Below are 18,042 nucleotides of genomic sequence, written 5' to 3'. Positions count from 1 at the left end.
ACAATTCCTGTATACTAGAGAAGGGTACTATTAGGTAGATAGAGGTGAATAGATTGGATAATGGAATGCCACAGATTAGTTTGCCTGATCTTGTAAAAGATGAGGCGATTGTGATTGATGTTCGCTCTCCATCTGAATTTGCGGAGTTTCATCTTCCCGGTAGCGTGAATATTCCGCTATTTGATGATGAGGAACGAAAAATGATTGGGACCATGTATAAGCAAGTTAGTCCTGAAGAGGCGAAGCGCGAGGGTATGCGAATTTTTTCTCAAAAGCTGCCGACCTTTTATGAGCAGTGGCTAGAGATCCATGACGGAGCTCGAGATAAAGATATTGTGGTGACATGTGCGAGAGGCGGTATGCGAAGCGGATCCTTCGTGTCAATGATGAGTGCACTAGATTTACCTGCCAAAAAGCTTATCGGGGGTATGCGAAGCGTTCGAAGCTATATCCGAGAAGAACTCGACCGATTCGCACAAACACCGATGCAGGCAATCGTTCTCGGAGGTAATACGGGTACAAGAAAAACGGTTTGGTTACACGAGTTGGAGCGTGAAGGCTACCCAGTGCTTGATTTAGAAGGATTAGCGGGTCACCGTGGATCTGTGTTTGGTCACATCGGACTTGAGCAACGATCGCAAAAAGAGTTTGAATTCTTGCTTGTACAAGCTCTTCAGCGTCTTGAAAACAAGGAGTATGTCTTAATTGAAGCAGAAAGTAAGCGCATTGGAAAGGTCGTCCTCCCAGAGTGGTTGCAAGATGTAAAAGAGAACGGTGTGTTTATTGAGATCGATGATCGAATAGAGAGACGCGTCTCTTATTTGGTCGAGGAGTATCAGCCCGAGGTGCACCATGATAGTGTAGCAGAGGCGCTCTCAAAAATTACAAAGCGTTTAGCAGATGATGTGAAACAGGAAGCTCAGCATGCGCTTGAACAAAAGGATTATGCGACGTTAACACGTATTCTCCTAGAAGACTACTATGATCCGATGTATACGTATAAGCAGCACCGCTATGTAGACATGGAGAAAAAGAAAGATCTTTCTTTTGTCGCTCATAAAGAGGAAGAAATCTTACCTGCGTTAAAAAAAGAAATTGATGAAGCCTATCACGCATTTATAAAGGGGTAGAGGAAGCTGAAAGTATTTAAAGATTTATTTTGGTATTTTAAACAAGAAAAGTGGAGCTATGGGGGCGGTGTCGGGATTCTTTTTCTCGTCTCGCTCCTTACACTTGTGCCACCGTACATAATCGGTATTATTATTGATGCTATCGCAACAAATACGTTAACCGAATCCATGCTCATGCGGTTTATGGGCATTCTACTCTTTATCGGGATTGCCTCGTACGTTCTTCGTTACATATGGCGAATTTTAATTTTTGGTTCATCGATAAAGCTTGCAAGGCTTCTACGTAATAATTTATATCATCACTTCACATCCATGCCTTCGTCCTTTTTCCAACGAAGACGCACTGGGGATTTAATGGCCCACGCTACGAACGATATTCGTGCTGTGGAGCAAACAGCTGGAGCTGGAGTACTAACCTTAGTTGACTCCCTCACGATGGGTGGACTCGTTATAATTACGATGGCTGCAACGATCAGTTGGGAACTCACGCTCATTGCACTCATTCCGATGCCGATTATGGCATTTGCTACGAGTAAATATGGATCCATGCTTCACAAACGGTTTGGTGTTGCACAAGCCGCTTTCTCCTCTCTAAATGACAAAGTACAAGAGAGTATGTCAGGTATTCGAGTCGTTAAGGCATTTGGTTATGAAGAGAAGGAGATTGAGGCGTTCAAGGAGCAATCAGAGGATGTCGTTGCCAAAAACATGCGTGTTGCCAAAGTAGATGCGCTGTTTGATCCGACCATCTCACTCATCGTTGGTATTTCTTTCTTCCTCTCGATCGTGTTTGGCGCGGGTTACGTGATTAATGGAGCCCTCACAATCGGACAGCTAACGAGCTTTACCGTCTATTTAGGTCTACTTATTTGGCCAATGCTAGCCTTTGGATGGCTATTTAATATCGTGGAGCGCGGTCGGGCTTCCTATGATCGCATTCGACTTCTTTTTGAGGAAAAGAATGAGATAACGGAATCGACTTACGCAGTTACCTCTATGGAACGTTTTGATCTTACCTTCCGTATTGACCACCTAACGTACGGAGGAAGCGAGTTACTTAAAAACATTCATGCTCACGTCAAAGAAGGTCAAACACTTGGTCTCGCTGGTAAAACAGGGTCTGGTAAATCAATCTTAATTAAGTCTTTAATGCGTGATTTTGATATTACAGTAGGAGATGTGTTTATAGGGGGCGAATCGATTAAAAACTATTCGCTAGATCGTTTAAGGCAGTCTATTGCCTATGTGCCACAGGATCACTTTTTATTTTCTGCTACGATTGCTGATAATATCGCCTTTGCAAAGCCTGATGCAAGCTATGAAGAAATCATCCGAGCAGCGAAGAGCGCGCGGATCCATGAGGATATCGCGACGTTTAAGGACGGCTATGAGACGATTGTTGGAGAGCGTGGCGTAACGCTATCAGGAGGACAAAAACAACGATTATCAATAGCACGAGCCCTGCTAAGCGATCCTTCTATCTTAATTCTGGATGATTCGTTATCAGCTGTAGATGCTAAAACGGAGGAAGCCATCCTTTCTGAACTAAGGGGACTAAGGTCAGGCAAAACAACGATTATCACGACACACCGTTTGAGTGCGATCGAGCACGCGGATCTTATTCTTGTCTTACATGATGGTGCGGTGTCAGAAGAAGGGACTCATGAGGAGCTCATGCAGAAGGACACATGGTATAGAGCTATGTATCAGTCCCAGCAACTAGAATCGGCTGTGATGAGAGGGGGCGATGCGTGATGAAGGATCATGACTATTTAGCTAAACCACTCCCACAAAAGCAGGTATTTAAGCGATTAATGGGATACGCAAAGGCGCACTGGAAGCTACTCACTATTGCGATGCTCTTATTAATCGCAGGTACATCCGGCCAGTTAATCGGGCCAATTCTTGTGCAGATTTTTATTGATGATTACTTAACCGTGCAAAATTTAGACGTGACGCCTCTTGCGATTCTAGGTGGACTGTATTTATTTCTTCACATAGGGTCGGCCGGGGTTAACTATATTCAGCTTTATTTATTTCAAAAAATCGCACTCGCTATTATTCAACAAGTACGAGTGGACGTTTTTACTCAAGTAGAGAAACTAGGACTATCGTTTTTTGATCGCTTTCCGACGGGCGGCTTAATTTCGCGAATTACAAACGACACGGAGCAAATTAAAGAGCTTTACGTCACCGTACTCGCAACCTTTATCCAAAATATTGTTTTCTTAATTGGTATCTTTATCGCGATGTTTTATTTAAACGCGCAACTAGCACTATTTTGCTTATTCATCTTACCGATAATCTTACTCGTCATGCAACTTTATCGTAAATATAGCTCCGTTTACTACGCTAATATGAGCGAACGATTATCTCAGCTAAACGCGCGAGTCAACGAGACGATTCAAGGCATGTCTATCGTCCAAATGTTTAGGCAAGAAAAACGAATGAACGAGGAATTTAAAGACATTAACCAACAGCACAATAAAGCTTGGTTTAAGAGTATGCAACTAGATGGTCTCTTACTTAGACCAGCGATTGATCTCATTTCGATTATCGCGCTCGTCATTGTACTGAGCTATTTTGGAATCGCATCATTTACTGGACCAGTTGAAATTGGTGTCATTTACGCATTTGTAAACTATTTAGACCGATTCTTTGAGCCAGTCAATCAAATGATGCAACGTCTTTCCATGTTTCAGCAGGCCATGATATCAGCGGGGCGTGTATTTAGACTGATGGACCACGATGAGCCTGCACCGAAGCAGAGTGAGCAACAGGCTCAAGAGATTACGCGTGGAGATATTGAGTTTCGTAACGTCAGCTTTTCGTATGATGGTGTGGAGCCGATTCTCTCCAACGTATCTTTTAAGGTGAATCAAGGAGAAACGCTTGCTATTGTTGGTCACACAGGGAGTGGAAAAAGCTCGATTATTAATGCGCTCATGCGTTTTTATCCTCATAAAGAGGGAAATATAATGATTGACGGGCACCCTCTCGCTTCCTATTCGGACGCGGAGCTTCGTAAAAAGCTTGGTTTAGTGTTGCAGGATCCGTTCTTATTTGTTGGAGATATAGCGTCTAACATTAGACTTTATGATGAGCAACTTACGGATGAAGACGTGAGGCACGCTGCAGAATTTGTGCGAGCATCTACGTTTATTGGAAAGTTAGATAATGGCTATAAAGAGCCAGTATTAGAGCGCGGTTCCACGCTATCTTCAGGAGAAAGACAGCTTATCTCCTTTGCTAGAACGGTAGTAAGAGATCCACGAATCCTTATTTTAGATGAGGCAACTGCATCGATTGATACCGAAACAGAGCAGGATATTCAGCTGGCACTTACACGCATGGCAGCAGGTCGTACGACGATCGCCATTGCTCATCGTCTCTCGACTATTAAGCATGCAAATCATATTATCGTGCTTCACAAAGGAAAAATTGCCGAAGAAGGAACGCATGAGTCCTTATTACGAAAGCAAGGCCTGTATGAAAAAATGTACCGGTTACAAAAAGGCAAGGAGTCATTAGCAGAGACATCGATGTAAATAAAGAGCCCTAAATGCTACCTAGCTTTTAGGGCTTTTTTAAAACAAATAGGTTGATATTTATACCATACGGGGGTATGGTAGTAACAAGAGGTGATACGTATGAAAGATACCGAACATAAAGTGCATCCGCGTTCAGAAGAAGAGAAAGCAGCCTTACTAAGACGCTTAAAGCGAGTCGAAGGGCAAATACGAGGCATTCAGCAAATGGTGATAGATGATCGCTACTGTATGGACGTCCTTGTTCAGCTCCGTGCTGCAGAAGCAGGGCTAAAAAAAGTAGGACTTGAAGTAGTCGAAGAGCATACGAAAGGCTGCATGATGCATGCTATGGAGAAAGGAAATGACGAAAAAGTGGTAGAAGAACTCATGACAATTATTCATCAATACGCAAAGTAAGGAGGGGAGCCATATGTCTACACAATCGCCCAGTAATCAAGAGAGTATGGACTTTTCGATAGAAGGCATGACGTGTGCCGCTTGCTCCGCTCGAATAGAAAAGGTTTTAAATAAACACCCCGACATTCAAGTAGCAAATGTAAACTTGACGATGGAGTCTGCCCATATCGAATATGATCCGTCCTCTTTATCGAAAGAAGATATATACGCAAAAGTTCACAAGCTTGGATATAAAGCGATTGAGCGTGAAGTGACAGAGGAGAAAGCGGAGCGAAAGGAAGAGGCGTTTCAAAAGCAAAAGCGGCTCTTTATTGTAGCGCTAATTTTTTCCGTACCTCTATTTATCACGATGATTGATCACTTTTATCCCCAAGAGATGTTATTGCCACACTGGCTCATGAACGGGTATTTGCAGTGGGCACTCGCAACGCCTGTTCAATTTTATGTCGGCTGGCAGTTTTACCGTGGGGCCTACCAATCCCTGCGAAGCGGTAGTGCGAACATGGACGTCCTCGTTGCCATGGGGACCTCAGCTGCCTATATTTACTCGGTGTATTTAGTACTTCTAGGACAAAACTTATTGTTTTTCGAAACGAGTGCTATCATCATCACCCTCGTGCTTTTAGGTAAATTATTGGAGCTTCGTGCAAAGGGGCGTACTTCTGATGCAATTAAAAAGCTCATGGGTCTTCAACCTAAAAAAGCCCTCGTGGTGAGAGATGGAGTTGAATCCTTACTTGCAATTGATCAGGTCGTGGTAGGAGATCACGTACGTATTCTTCCAGGTGATAAAATACCGGTAGATGGTATCGTCATTAGCGGAAGCTCCTCTGTCGACGAGTCTATGCTAACAGGAGAGAGTATGCCAATAGATAAGCATATAGATGACGAGGTAGTTGGTGCCACGATCAATAAACACGGCACCTTAACGATTCAAGCAACCAAAATTGGCAGTGACTCTGTTCTCGCGCAAATCGTCCAAATCGTAGAACGAGCGCAAGGCTCGAAAGCACCGATCCAGCGAATGGTGGACTTGATCTCGAGCTACTTTGTCCCAGCGGCGCTTGGTATAGCAATCTTGTCGTTTTTAGGCTGGTACTTCGTTGCGGGAGCTTCTTTTGAGGTAGCACTTATTAACTTTACTGCTGTACTAGTCATTGCCTGCCCCTGCGCGCTTGGGCTCGCTACCCCTACGTCTATTATGGTAGGTACAGGAAAAGGCGCCGAGCACGGCATTCTTTTTAAAGGTGGCGAGTACGTGGAACGAGCGCATAAGGTGGATACGATTTTACTTGATAAGACAGGGACAATTACGGAAGGAGCTCCTACCGTAACGGACCTCATAGAGGTAGCTGGAAACGATTCTTCACACGTCCTGCAATTGGTCGCGTCTGTTGAAGCGAACTCGGAGCATCCATTAGGAGCAGCCATTGTACAGTATGCAAAAGACCAGGAACTTTCTCTTTTAGAGACTGACTCATTTAACGCTGTTCCAGGCTTCGGTGTTGAAGCTAAGATTAATGATCAAACAGTTAAGGTTGGTACAAGAAGGTTTATCGGTTCATTTTCTCATGAAGAAGAGATTAAAAAGCTCGAGAATGATGGGAAGACAGTCATGCTTGTTTCTGTCAATGAGTCGTTTGCTGGTGCTATTGCAGTCGCAGATAAGGTGAAGCGGACATCGAAAGAGGCGATTAGCCTTTTAAAGAATGCAGGCTATCAAGTGATGATGATCACGGGTGATAATGAAGCAACGGCGCTCTCGATCGGAGAGCAGGTTGGTATTCTGGATGTGTACAGTCAGGTGCTCCCTGAAGACAAGGCGCGAATCGTCGACGAGTTAAAAGCGAAAGGTAACCGTGTTATGATGGTAGGGGACGGCATTAACGATGCGCCAGCATTAGCCACTGCAGATGTTGGTGTCGCTATCGGCACGGGGACAGATGTAGCAATGGAAGCGAGCCACATCACGTTAATGAGAGGCGATTTGCATTCCCTTTATCAAACGGTGCTTTTAAGTCGTAAAACGATGACAAACATTAAGCAAAATTTATTTTGGGCGTTTATTTACAATTCGATCGGCATTCCAATCGCGGCGCTTGGTTTTCTTGCACCGTGGGTAGCGGGAGCAGCCATGGCGTTTAGCTCGGTGTCCGTCGTCTCCAATTCCCTACGTTTAAAACGAATAAAATTAAAGGAGAGTGTCTCATGAAATCAGTAGTCTTACAAGTAGAAGGTATGACATGCGGTCATTGTAAAAGTGCAGTAGAGGGTGCAGCATTATCCGTTGATGGCGTAAAGCAAGCAGCTGTGGACCTAGCAGCAAATACGGTATCTGTTGAAATGGATGAACAAGTTGACGTTAATCTCGTAAAGCAAGAGATTGAAGATCAAGGATATGATGTTAATTAAATGATCGTGTAAAATCGCCTGGGACATAAGTGTAAACTTTGTCTCAGGCTTTTTTTGCGTTCAAGTTATGAGGGTAGCTAGCGTTTGAGGAGTTGCTGTGATTAACCGAAAATATTGCATTATCGTATAGTTGGTTGATAGGTATGTGGATGTTGTACTTTTTAACGGTGGCTCAAAGTTACTCCTTCATATTCTTTAAACCTAGACTCTATTTAGGTGAAAGAGCTCTTTATCTAAAGGAGAAAATAGCGTAAACTATAAGTGGAAGAGAGGTGAGAATCGTAAAATGGAAGATTTATTTATGTGGTTTATTTTATTCTGGTCCATTTTAGTTTTTGTACTAGTTGCGATCGGTGGCTACTTTATGTTCCGCAAATTCCTAAAAAAATTGCCTAAAGAGGATGGAAAGTCTATTCTTGACTGGCAGGACTACTATATTGATCAAACGATTCACCTATGGACAGACGATAAAAAAGCATTTTTGAATGAGCTAGTTGAACCAGTACCTGAGTTATTCCGTGATATTGCGAAGCATAAAATTGCCGGCAAAATTGGCGAATATGCGATTCAAGAAAAGTCCGATAGGCTTACAGAAGAGCTTATTGTGAAGGGCTACATTGCAGCCACACCTAAACGTGACCATAAGTTTCTTCGCAAGAAATTAAAAGAGAAACAAATTGATGTTACTCCATATGAAGTGTATTTTGCAGAATCACCACGATAAAAAGCGTAGCAGCTGCTACGCTTTTTTTGGTGAGTAGAATAGGGCTTGTAGGTGGTGACGTAGGAGGAGGATCTTCTTCGCGAAGTCCATAACTGCGTAACGCGGCACATAAATCTAGAATGGGGAACATAAATTCAGATTAAGGAACATAACTCTGGGCGTTGCAATCACGAAGTCCATAACTTCGTAACGCGGCACATAAATCTGGAATGGGGAACATATATTCAGGTTAAGGAACATAACTCTGGGCGTTGCAATCACGAAGTCCATAACTTTGTAACGCGGCACATAAATCTGGAATGGGGAACATAAATTCAGGTTAAGGAACATAACTCTGGGCATTACGATCACGAAGTCCATAACTTCGTAACGCGGCACATAAATCTGGAATGGGGAACATAAATTCAGATTAAGGAACATAACTCTGGGCGTTGCGATTACGAAGTCCATAACTTCGTAACGCGGCACATAAATCTCAAATGGGGAACATAAATTCAGATTAAGGAACATAACTTCCTAATCAGGAACATTTTCTCCTAATCAAAATAATAATCTAACCATATTTCCCTTATATATCAAACAAACCTCATGCAAAGCCCACTTCCTCCTCTCTCAAACACTACCTTTTTAACACCTCCGTTGCCAAAGAGCCAACTAGCGAGGTCACAACCGATCACATTCATTACGTTATATACAAAAAAAGCTCTACCCATATAGGGTAAAGCTTTTTATTTGGCTGTTGCTAAGGTGTGAGATTCAGTGGTGTGAAGCTCTGTTTCCATTGCTTTGAATTTTCTGTACATGGCAATGCGCCACGGTAAAATCATTCCGAATGCGAGTAAGAAGAACATGCCTGCTAAAACTTCATATTCAAAATTGATTCCGAAGGTTAATTTGAAGATGATTCTAGCTATTAGTAGTCCAACTAAGATAAATGGAAATACCTTTGATCGTTTCATGTACACATCGTTATCTCTAATTTCAAACGAAGATGTTTTAATAAGTAAGATTGAAAATAAAGCCCCAACTGTTAACGACTCTACCACTTCGAGTGCTGTAATTGCTTGCACGGGAGGGTAGAAAAACATCAAGAAACCCGTCGACATAGCGATAGGTGGAATGAGTATTTTCCTTGCAGTTGCGGGGCGTTTCATCGCACGCATACGTACGAATATAGCCATGATAGCCATAAGCGTAGCTGCGATCATAAAAAACGTTGAATATTCCATAAAATGACCCCCAATCACCTACAATAAGTATAGCATAGCTTAAACGGGTTGAAAGCGTTAATCTTTACAGAAATGTGGCATAAAAAAAGAGACGAAGCTATTCGTCTCGTGTTAAGTGATAGTGGCGGGACCGTGTGGGAATCGAACCCACCGGAGACGGCACGCGCCTCCCTGAAGGCTTTGAAGGCCCCGGTAAGCACCAGCTACACAACCGGCCCCAAAGTTTTAAGCACAAAGAGAATTATAAGTCTCATAAAGTAAAAATGCAACTATTGATGCCTTTATCGATGATTTAAGGCATAACTTCCTGTACAATTATCGAAGGAAAGGGGTGTCCTGAATGGAACCTTCATTTTATACTGTCGGAATGGCAGGGCATATTGATCACGGTAAAACAACGCTCACAAAAGCATTAACGAATATAGATACCGATCGTTTAAAAGAAGAGAAAGAACGCGCGATCTCCATCGAACCTGGATATGCGCCTCTTGATTTAGGAGAGGACATGGCCGTTTCGATCGTAGACGTGCCAGGTCATGAGAAGTTTATTAGGCAAATGATTGCTGGAGTTGCGGGCATTGATCTCGTTATGCTCGTCATTGCAGCAGATGAGGGGATTATGCCTCAAACACGCGAGCACGTGGAGATTATTAACTCGTTAGGTATCGAGCATGGGCTCATTGTCGTAACAAAAGCGGACTCCTTAGATGATGAAATGGAAGAGCTTATTAAAGAGGATATTCAAGATTACGTAAAAGATACATTCTTACGAGACTGTGAGTTTCATTTTGTTGATAGTATCTCGGGGAAAGGGATTACAGAGCTAAAGGACCGCATCGCGACCAAGTTAAAAGAGGTGCCGACTAAAAAAGTTGGAACAACGTTTAGACTCCCAATTGACCAAGTCTTCACGGTTAAAGGGCAAGGTACGGTTGTGCGTGGCACGATTTACGAGGGCAAGGTGAACGAAGGCGATGTTCTTCGCCTCTTACCATCTGACAAAGAAGTACGAGTCAGACAAATTCAAGTTCACCATAAAAGCTATTCTACTAGCCAAGCAGGTCAACGAACTGCTATAAACGTTGGCGGTGTTTCTCATGAGGAAATTAGCCGTGGCGATGTGCTCGTCTCGAGCGGTGACTATGTCATGACGCAGGTTGTCGACTTAGCCCTTACGCCAGTGACACTTTTTGAGCATGCCTTAAAGCAGCGCACAGCTATCAAGCTTCATATTGGTACGGCTGAGGTCTTTGGTAAGGTCGTCTTTTTTGATCGGAATGAGCTTGAGCCCGGTGATACAAATGAGGTGTTGTGTCAGGTTAGGCTAGACGAGCCTGTCGTGACGAAGCGTGGCGATCGCTTTATTTTAAGACGTCCTTCTCCGGTCGAAACAATTGGAGGCGGGATTGTCATTCAAACAAATGGTGGGAAATACCGATTTGGTCAAGCGACAGTCGATCAGCTTTCTAAAATAAAAGAGGGAACTCCTAAAGAACGTGTACTAGACGTATTGGAGGCAAAGGAAGTTGCACCTATAAGCGCACTACATCAAGCTGTCGGTCTTTCGGTAGAAGAGCTACAAATGGTGCAAGACGAGCTTGTAGCATCACGAGATATCGTCTTCATCCATCAGCATGTGATGAGTATGTCTATGTTTTTGCGCTATCAAGCTGAGCTTCTACAAGAGCTCCAGGCTTTTCATGAGCAGCACCCAATGCGACCAGGTAAAGATCTTGCGTCTGTTTGGCCGAATAATCAAGCGTTTGATCCAATCAGAGCGGCATTTATGGATCAGCTTGTTGAGCAGGAGAAGATTCGTCGTAATGGGAATTTTGTTTACTTGCCAGAGTTTTCATCATCGTTTCCAAAACAGTGGGCAAAGCGAATGGAGCAGGTGACAGAGGCGATTAAGGTGTCAGGGATAGAGGTTGCTGACTTTGAGGAGCTTACGGCTAAAGCTGGATTACCTGAGGAGCAACAAGTAGATTTAGCGCACTATCTTATTCGTGAAAAGATTGCCGTGCGTTTAGACGACAAACGATTAGTTTCAAATCACGCGCTTGATGAGGCAAAAAGAAAGCTCCAATCAAGCTTTAAGGAGTCATTTACTCTTCAGGATGCGAAAAGCGTGCTCGGTTTATCACGTAAGTACTTAGTTCCTCTTTTAGAGTTGTTTGATGAGTTGGGTTGGACAAAGAGGCAGGATCAAATAAGAGAGTGGAAATAATAACGAAGGAGCGCAGACATTGTCTGCGCTCCTCTTGCTTAATTACTTAGTAAATACTAAGGACGTTCCTGATGCTTCAGATACAGTTCCGATAATGTGTGCACCAAATTCACTTTGCTCCATATCGTTTACGTATTGCTTCGCTTCTTCTTCAGACATTGTAATGAGTAGTCCGCCAGAAGTGATTGCATCACACAGCATAAGCTGCTGATGATCTTCTATAGAATCAGCGTAGCGAACTTCCTCTTTAAGCCAAGCGTGATTACTCTTCGATCCGCCAGGTACAATGCCTTCTTTTGCTAAGGCCTCTGTTCCCTTTAAGAACGGAATCTTCTTATAATCGATCTCAAACGTAACACCACTTCCGCTTGCCATTTCATGACCATGACCGGCTAAACCAAAGCCTGTAACATCTGTTACTGCAGATGGTGAATACTGCTTAAGGTGAGTAGCTGCAGTTTTATTTAACGTAGCCATTGTCTCTGTAACAGCTTGCTCTTGCTCTGAAGTTAGCTTGTCACGCTTGATCGCTGTTGTCATAATACCAACGCCAAGTGGCTTTGTAAGTACAATGACTTCACCTGGTTTTGATCCGACATTTTTAAAGATTCGATCAGGATGTACGATTCCTGTACAGCTTAGACCAAACTTAGGCTCTGGATCATCGATAGAGTGTCCGCCAGCTAATACGGCGCCAGACTCTTTTACTTTGTCAGACGCGCCTAAAAGAATCGTCGCTAAAACATCGTGCGGGAGTTGCGTAATAGGGAAGCCTACTATATTCATAACGGTCTTTGGCTCTCCGCCCATTGCATACACGTCACTAAGGGAATTAGCTGCAGCAATCTGTCCAAACATATACGGGTCATCGACAATTGGAGTAAAGTAGTCAACGGTTTGCACGAGTGCAATGTCGTCCGTTAACTGGTAAACACCTGCATCATCCGATGTATCTAAACCAACTAAAAGGTTTTTATCTTCTGTGTGTTTCGGTAAATGACGCAAAACTTGCGCCAGGTCGGCTGGGCCGATTTTGCATCCTCAACCAGCCTTTTTTGTCATTTGTGTTAAACGTGGGTGTGTTTCTGACATCATTATTTCCTCCTTCATCGTGCGTTTCTAAGTCATTATACCGCTATGCGCTACCTGCTTCAAATCATCTGACTTCATTGACGAGCCTCTCGTTTCTCGCTAGACTAATAGATATAAACCTTTAAGGAGTAGATAGCCATGCACGTACAAGTAGAATTTTGCATGATGTGAAACTTTGCACCAAAAGCTGCGAGTTTCGCAGAAGACGTTTTTAGTGAGCTACGACATCGCGTGACGAAAATGGAGCTTATCCCTGCATCAGGTGGAGCTTTTAAAATACGCGTGGACGGTGAGCTCATTTATTCAAAGAAAGAGACGGGATCTTTCCCTGATCATGATGAGATTCTTGTGATGTTAAAAGATCGTATCGTGGAATAGTGATGAAATAGGAAAGGGCTGGGACAAAAGCTAAGATTTTTGTCTCAGCTTTTTTTGTGGTGGTGGTTGTGTGGCGATAAACCGAAGTGGGGCTTCGGTAAACCGAACCGGAGCTTCGATTAACCGGAAAGAAGCTGTAATTAACCGAACCGGAACTTCGATTAACCGGAAGGTAGCCACAAAGAACCGAAACGAGGCCTCGATTAACCAGAAGGAAGCCACAAAGAACCGAATCAAACCTCGATTAACCGAATATCTGTTTACACGTTTACCAATCCATCGTTTAGGAAATTGGAATTATACAGTATTTTCTATAAGTGATAAATAAAACAGATGATGTTTTGTGTTATCTCATAAGGAAAAGTTATCGGATTCATTTGTAACTCGTTATTCGACTTTTGGGTGTGACGCTCGTATAATAGGAATCAGATGGAAGAGAGGTGAAGACCTATGGGTAGAATCGCTTTATCTTTAGTAAAAGTCATCGGTGTTATTGGCATTGGTGTTTATAGCGCTGGACTATTAAAAGATCAGCAAAAGAAAGAAGAAATTTTAGAAAGCCGAGAATCTGGGAGGAAGTAATGGCGAAAGAACAGCTAAGGCTTTTACCGCCTATTCACGAACTTTTAGACCGTGTAAGTGATATGTTGCGTGAGGAGCATGTATCTGAGCTACGTGCTAAGGAATGGTTCACGGAGGAATTAGCACAATTAAGAGAGGATCTTCTCCAAACAACTACTTACCATACCTACGATAGAAAAAAATTTACAGACCTTCTTTTAGCTCGTTTTAACGAGCAAATTGGTAAGCTTAACGCTTATAACTTACAGTCTGTTATCAATGCTACTGGCACAGTCCTTCACACAAATTTAGGTCGTGCAAGACTTAGTAAAAAGGCCGCTGATCACGTATATGAAATTGCGACAAGCTACAGTAATTTAGAGTACGATCTTGAAGCTGGAAAGCGCGGATCAAGACTCGCGGTTATTGAAGAACTTCTTGCTAAAGCATCTGGTGCAGAGGCTGCTATTGTGGTGAATAATAATGCTGCTGCCGTGTATTTTGTTTTATCAGCCTTTGCTAAAAATCAAGAGGTGCTCGTATCTCGAGGGGAGCTCGTTGAAATTGGTGGCTCGTTTCGCGTTTCTTCGATCATGGAAGAGAGTGGCGCACAGTTAAAAGAAGTAGGAACAACGAACAAAACGCATCTGCATGATTACCTTGATAATCGGTCGGATCAAACGGCAATGATTATGAAGGTACACACGAGTAATTTTGCAGTTGTTGGCTTCACGAAAAGCGTCTCATCAGGTGAAATTAAAACCGCACTCTTAGATGAGGGAGATACCGATACACTTGTATTTGACGATCTTGGTAGTGGTTCTTTGCATCCGTTTATCCACGAAGGAATCGGTGACGAACCGCTTATTAGCACGGCATTAAAAAGTGGCTGCGATCTCGTTTCGTTCAGTGGGGATAAGCTTTTAGGTGGACCTCAAGCAGGCATTATTGCCGGCAGAGCTGATTTGATCCAAAAGCTTAAAAAACATCAGCTTGCCCGTGTGTTACGTGTAGACAAAATGACGCTCGCTGCACTTGAAGCCACGTTAACCGACTATGTGTACGGCAATAGCGAGGCGATTCCTACTGTCTCAGATATTCGTCGTGATAAAGATGACATAATGTCGGAATGTTCGACGTTTGTGTCGAGCCTTTCTTTATCGAGTGTGCAGCTTGAGCAAGTGGAGGACCTCTCTAAGGTTGGTGGGGGAACAATGCCACTAGTAGAGCTACCCACTGCTGGTCTTGTGGTGAAGCATCCTTTACTTTCTGCTTCACGTTTAGAGACCTATTTTAGGTCTTTTGAAACGCCGATCATTGGTCGAATTAGATCGGACATGTATTTTTTAGATTTTAGAACGTTAACAGCTGACGATCAAAAAGTAGTAAAGCGAGCATTAACTGCGTTAGATAATGAATTTCTTTAAGTAACTAAGCAGGGAATTTAAGGCTTGCATTGAAGGCGTTTTCACTTCATAATTAATGCTGTCGTCTAACGTTTTCTGTGCAAGTTACGCGAAAAGTGTGTAAATAAAAACGATTTAGACAATATGGTTGATCTGTTATATGATTACAAATGAGGAGGGAATACATATGACTAAAGAAACAGTATTATTCGATTCAAAGCGTCAATTCGACGTAAATGGTCAAACGTATCATTATTTTGATTTAAAAGCGATTGAAGAGGCGGGAGTTGCGAATGTCTCGAAGCTACCATTCTCTGTACGTGTCCTTTTGGAGTCCGTACTTCGCCAGCACGATGGTCGTGTTATTAAGGAAGAGCATGTAACAAACCTCGCTAAATGGGGAACGGATCAGGTGCAAAACATTGATGTGCCATTTAAGCCATCCCGTGTTATTCTTCAAGACTTCACTGGGGTACCAGCAGTAGTAGACCTTGCGTCTTTACGTAAAGCAATGGCTGATATGGGTGGAGATCCTAAGGAAATCAACCCTGCTATCCCTGTTGACCTAGTAGTTGACCACTCTGTTCAAGTTGATCACTTCGGTCAATCAAACTCCCTACGTAAAAACATGGAGCTAGAATTTGAACGTAACGAAGAGCGCTATAAGTTCTTAAGCTGGGCTCAAAAGTCCCTTGATAACTACCGTGCTGTTCCTCCTGCAACAGGAATCGTTCACCAAGTAAACTTAGAGTACTTAGCAAACGTTGTTCAAGAGACTGAAACAGCTGAAGGTGAGCGCATTGCTTTCCCTGACTCTCTTGTTGGAACAGATTCTCATACAACGATGATCAACGGCTTAGGCGTACTAGGTTGGGGTGTTGGTGGTATTGAAGCAGAAGCTGGAATGCTTCAGCAACCTTCTTACTTCCCAGTACCAGAAGTTATCGGAGTTAAGTTAAATGGAGAACTACCTGAAGGAGCAACGGCAACGGACTTAGCGCTTAAAGTAACAGAAGTATTGCGTAAGCAAAACGTTGTTGGTAAGTTTGTAGAATTCTTTGGTCCAGGTCTTTCTAAAATGACGCTTGCTGACCGCGCGACAATCTCAAACATGGCTCCGGAATATGGTGCTACGTGTGGATTCTTCCCGGTTGATAAAGAGACGTTAAACTACTTACGTTTTACTGGACGTAGTGAAGAACTAGTAGCATTAGTAGAGGCTTACTCAAAAGCGAACAATATGTTCTATACAGAAGGCTCTGAAGATCCTGAGTTCACAAAAACGGTTGAAATGGACTTAGCAGATATTAAGCCTAACCTATCTGGTCCTAAGCGTCCGCAGGATTTAATCCCTCTTTCTGATATGAAAAAGGAATGGCAACAGGCTCTTACAGCTCCTGTAGGTAACCAAGGCTTTGGGCTTTCACCTGAAGAAATCGCGAAGTCACAAGAAGTCACGCATCCAAATGGCGAGAAGTCTGTCCTTAAGACTGGTTCTATTGCCATTGCTGCGATTACTAGCTGTACGAATACATCGAACCCACACGTTATGCTTGGTGCAGGATTACTGGCGAAAAACGCCGTTGAAAAAGGGCTATCTGTACCTGCATTTGTCAAAACAAGCTTAGCGCCAGGTTCGAAAGTTGTAACTGGATACTTAGAGAACGCGGGCTTAATGGAGCCACTCAGCGCGCTCGGATTTAACTTAGTTGGTTACGGCTGTACAACATGTATCGGTAACTCTGGTCCACTTCCTGAAGAAATTGAAAAAGGAATTGCAGATGCTGACTTAACAGTTGCTTCTGTACTAAGTGGTAACCGTAACTTTGAAGGGCGTATTCACCCATTAGTGAAGGCGAACTACCTTGCTTCTCCTCCATTAGTTGTTGCTTATGCATTAGCAGGTACGGTAGACATCGATCTATACAATGATCCAATCGGTCAAGATGCTTCTGGTAAAGACGTATTCTTCCGTGATATCTGGCCTTCAAACGCTGAGATTGATGCTGCGATGAAGTCTGCACTAAGCTCCGATCTATTTAAGAAGGAATATGAGCGTGTGTTTGATGATAACGAAGAGTGGAACAACCTTGATACTCCGGATGGCGATCTGTACAACTTTGACTCTGAGTCAACGTACATTCAAAATCCACCGTTCTTCGAAGACCTTTCTCCAGAGCCTGAAGAGGTGAAGCCTCTATCAGCACTTCGTGCAGTTGCGAAGCTTGGTGATTCTGTTACAACAGACCACATCTCTCCAGCGGGATCTATTGCAAAAAATAGCCCTGCAGGAAAGTATTTAATGGAAAAAGGGCTTAGCCCAGCTCAGTTCAACTCGTATGGATCACGTCGTGGAAATCACGAAGTTATGATGCGTGGCACGTTTGCAAATATTCGTATTAAGAATCAGCTAGCTCCAGGTACAGAAGGTGGTTATACGACTTACTGGCCAACTGGTGAGACAATGGCGATTTACGATGCGTGTATGAAGTATCGCGATATTGATACTGGATTGATCGTATTAGCTGGACAGGATTACGGTATGGGAAGCTCTCGTGACTGGGCAGCGAAGGGGACGAACCTTCTTGGCATTAAAACAGTTATCGCAGAAAGCTTCGAGCGAATTCACAGAAGTAACCTTGTACTAATGGGCGTTTTACCACTTCAGTTCAAAGCTGGAGAAAGTGCTGATTCGTTAGGACTTACTGGTAAAGAGCACTTTGACGTACAAGTAACAAATGATATTCAGCCACGTGACCACGTAACAGTGGTAGCGAAGGATGAGGAAACAGGCAAAGTGACAACGTTTGAAGTACTTGCTCGTTTCGATAGCGAAGTAGAGATTGATTACTACCGTCACGGTGGTATCCTTCCAATGGTACTTCGTAATAATCTTCAAGAAGCATAAAAACGTTTTATCTCAAAAGCCTAAGGTG

The 18,042-nt window shown here is 43.2% G+C and carries 13 protein-coding genes, 1 tRNA gene and 1 pseudogene; 12 read left to right on the top strand and 3 right to left on the bottom strand.

Features of this window, described 5'->3' with window-relative positions; all coding sequences use genetic code 11:
- Positions 1-53: 53 nt before the first annotated feature.
- From mnmH to FLK61_RS10275, 7 genes are all read left to right on the top strand, one after another.
- The gene (gene mnmH, locus FLK61_RS10305) at positions 54-1,130 is read left to right on the top strand and encodes a tRNA 2-selenouridine(34) synthase MnmH (RefSeq protein ID WP_176009378.1); all 1,077 of its coding nucleotides are present in this window, start codon (positions 54-56) and stop codon (positions 1,128-1,130) included.
- 6 nt (positions 1,131-1,136) lie between these two features.
- On the top strand, positions 1,137-2,885 hold the full coding sequence (locus FLK61_RS10300) for an ABC transporter transmembrane domain-containing protein (protein WP_176011207.1): 1,749 nt from the start codon (positions 1,137-1,139) through the stop codon (positions 2,883-2,885).
- Entirely contained in the window at positions 2,885-4,678 is a 1,794-nt protein-coding gene (locus tag FLK61_RS10295; RefSeq protein ID WP_176009377.1) for an ABC transporter ATP-binding protein, read from the top strand. The genes FLK61_RS10300 and FLK61_RS10295 overlap by 1 nt, the downstream gene beginning before the upstream one ends.
- 102 nt (positions 4,679-4,780) lie before the next feature.
- The gene (locus FLK61_RS10290) at positions 4,781-5,077 is read left to right on the top strand and encodes a metal-sensitive transcriptional regulator (protein ID WP_176009376.1); all 297 of its coding nucleotides are present in this window, start codon (positions 4,781-4,783) and stop codon (positions 5,075-5,077) included.
- 13 nt (positions 5,078-5,090) lie between these two features.
- Positions 5,091-7,289 carry a heavy metal translocating P-type ATPase gene (locus tag FLK61_RS10285; protein ID WP_249777718.1) on the top strand — a complete coding sequence of 733 codons (2,199 nt, stop codon included), beginning with the start codon at positions 5,091-5,093 and terminating at the stop codon, positions 7,287-7,289.
- Positions 7,286-7,489: a cation transporter gene (locus FLK61_RS10280; RefSeq protein WP_176009375.1), complete on the top strand. Its 204-nt coding sequence runs from the start codon at positions 7,286-7,288 to the stop codon at positions 7,487-7,489. Before FLK61_RS10285 ends, FLK61_RS10280 begins: the two co-directional genes overlap by 4 nt.
- A gap of 286 nt (positions 7,490-7,775) precedes the next feature.
- Positions 7,776-8,213, top strand: coding sequence for a DUF2621 domain-containing protein (locus FLK61_RS10275; protein WP_176009374.1), 438 nt, complete (start codon positions 7,776-7,778; stop codon positions 8,211-8,213).
- 728 nt (positions 8,214-8,941) lie between these two features.
- Here the strand turns inward: FLK61_RS10275 and FLK61_RS10270 are convergent.
- Entirely contained in the window at positions 8,942-9,442 is a 501-nt protein-coding gene (locus FLK61_RS10270) for a CcdC family protein (protein ID WP_176009373.1), read from the bottom strand.
- 122 nt (positions 9,443-9,564) lie between these two features.
- Positions 9,565-9,661: transfer RNA gene (locus tag FLK61_RS10265), tRNA-Sec, on the bottom strand.
- Between the two features lie 121 nt (positions 9,662-9,782).
- On the opposite strand from FLK61_RS10265, the gene selB reads away from it, so the two are divergent.
- Positions 9,783-11,669, top strand: coding sequence for a selenocysteine-specific translation elongation factor (gene selB / locus FLK61_RS10260; RefSeq protein WP_176009372.1), 1,887 nt, complete (start codon positions 9,783-9,785; stop codon positions 11,667-11,669).
- A gap of 42 nt (positions 11,670-11,711) precedes the next feature.
- On the opposite strand, the gene selD is transcribed toward selB, so the two are convergent.
- Positions 11,712-12,761, bottom strand: coding sequence for a selenide, water dikinase SelD (selD, locus tag FLK61_RS10255; RefSeq protein WP_176011205.1), 1,050 nt, complete (start codon positions 12,759-12,761; stop codon positions 11,712-11,714).
- 186 nt (positions 12,762-12,947) lie between these two features.
- Between selD and FLK61_RS10250 the strand changes: the two are divergent.
- The 4 genes and pseudogenes from FLK61_RS10250 to acnA all read left to right on the top strand — a co-directional run.
- A pseudogene (locus FLK61_RS10250) lies at positions 12,948-13,139 on the top strand (Rdx family protein); the annotation flags it as partial.
- Positions 13,140-13,589: 450 nt separating this feature from the next.
- Complete coding sequence (locus FLK61_RS20200; protein WP_283811904.1) at positions 13,590-13,721, top strand: hypothetical protein; 132 nt, start codon at positions 13,590-13,592, stop codon at positions 13,719-13,721.
- Positions 13,721-15,127 carry an L-seryl-tRNA(Sec) selenium transferase gene (selA, locus tag FLK61_RS10245; protein ID WP_176009371.1) on the top strand — a complete coding sequence of 469 codons (1,407 nt, stop codon included), beginning with the start codon at positions 13,721-13,723 and terminating at the stop codon, positions 15,125-15,127. The genes FLK61_RS20200 and selA overlap by 1 nt, the downstream gene beginning before the upstream one ends.
- A 166-nt stretch (positions 15,128-15,293) precedes the next feature.
- Positions 15,294-18,014, top strand: coding sequence for an aconitate hydratase AcnA (acnA, locus tag FLK61_RS10240; RefSeq protein ID WP_176009370.1), 2,721 nt, complete (start codon positions 15,294-15,296; stop codon positions 18,012-18,014).
- Positions 18,015-18,042: the final 28 nt, after the last annotated feature.

Source organism: Paenalkalicoccus suaedae, assembly GCF_006965545.2.
GTDB lineage: Bacteria > Bacillota > Bacilli > Bacillales > Salisediminibacteriaceae > Paenalkalicoccus > Paenalkalicoccus suaedae.
This window is presented reverse-complemented; position numbering and strand designations above follow the sequence as displayed.

What these genes read in the sequence shown, in the direction of transcription:
- FLK61_RS10275 (WP_176009374.1), top strand. Translation starts at nt 7,776, where the DNA reads ATGGAAGATTTATTTATGTGGTTTATTTTATTCTGGTCCATTTTAGTT.
- acnA (WP_176009370.1), top strand. Translation starts at nt 15,294, where the DNA reads ATGACTAAAGAAACAGTATTATTCGATTCAAAGCGTCAATTCGACGTA.
- FLK61_RS10290 (WP_176009376.1), top strand. Translation starts at nt 4,781, where the DNA reads ATGAAAGATACCGAACATAAAGTGCATCCGCGTTCAGAAGAAGAGAAA.
- FLK61_RS20200 (WP_283811904.1), top strand. Translation starts at nt 13,590, where the DNA reads ATGGGTAGAATCGCTTTATCTTTAGTAAAAGTCATCGGTGTTATTGGC.
- FLK61_RS10285 (WP_249777718.1), top strand. Translation starts at nt 5,091, where the DNA reads ATGTCTACACAATCGCCCAGTAATCAAGAGAGTATGGACTTTTCGATA.
- selB (WP_176009372.1), top strand. Translation starts at nt 9,783, where the DNA reads ATGGAACCTTCATTTTATACTGTCGGAATGGCAGGGCATATTGATCAC.
- selA (WP_176009371.1), top strand. Translation starts at nt 13,721, where the DNA reads ATGGCGAAAGAACAGCTAAGGCTTTTACCGCCTATTCACGAACTTTTA.
- FLK61_RS10270 (WP_176009373.1), bottom strand. Translation starts at nt 9,442, where the DNA reads ATGGAATATTCAACGTTTTTTATGATCGCAGCTACGCTTATGGCTATC.
- FLK61_RS10280 (WP_176009375.1), top strand. Translation starts at nt 7,286, where the DNA reads ATGAAATCAGTAGTCTTACAAGTAGAAGGTATGACATGCGGTCATTGT.
- FLK61_RS10295 (WP_176009377.1), top strand. Translation starts at nt 2,885, where the DNA reads ATGAAGGATCATGACTATTTAGCTAAACCACTCCCACAAAAGCAGGTA.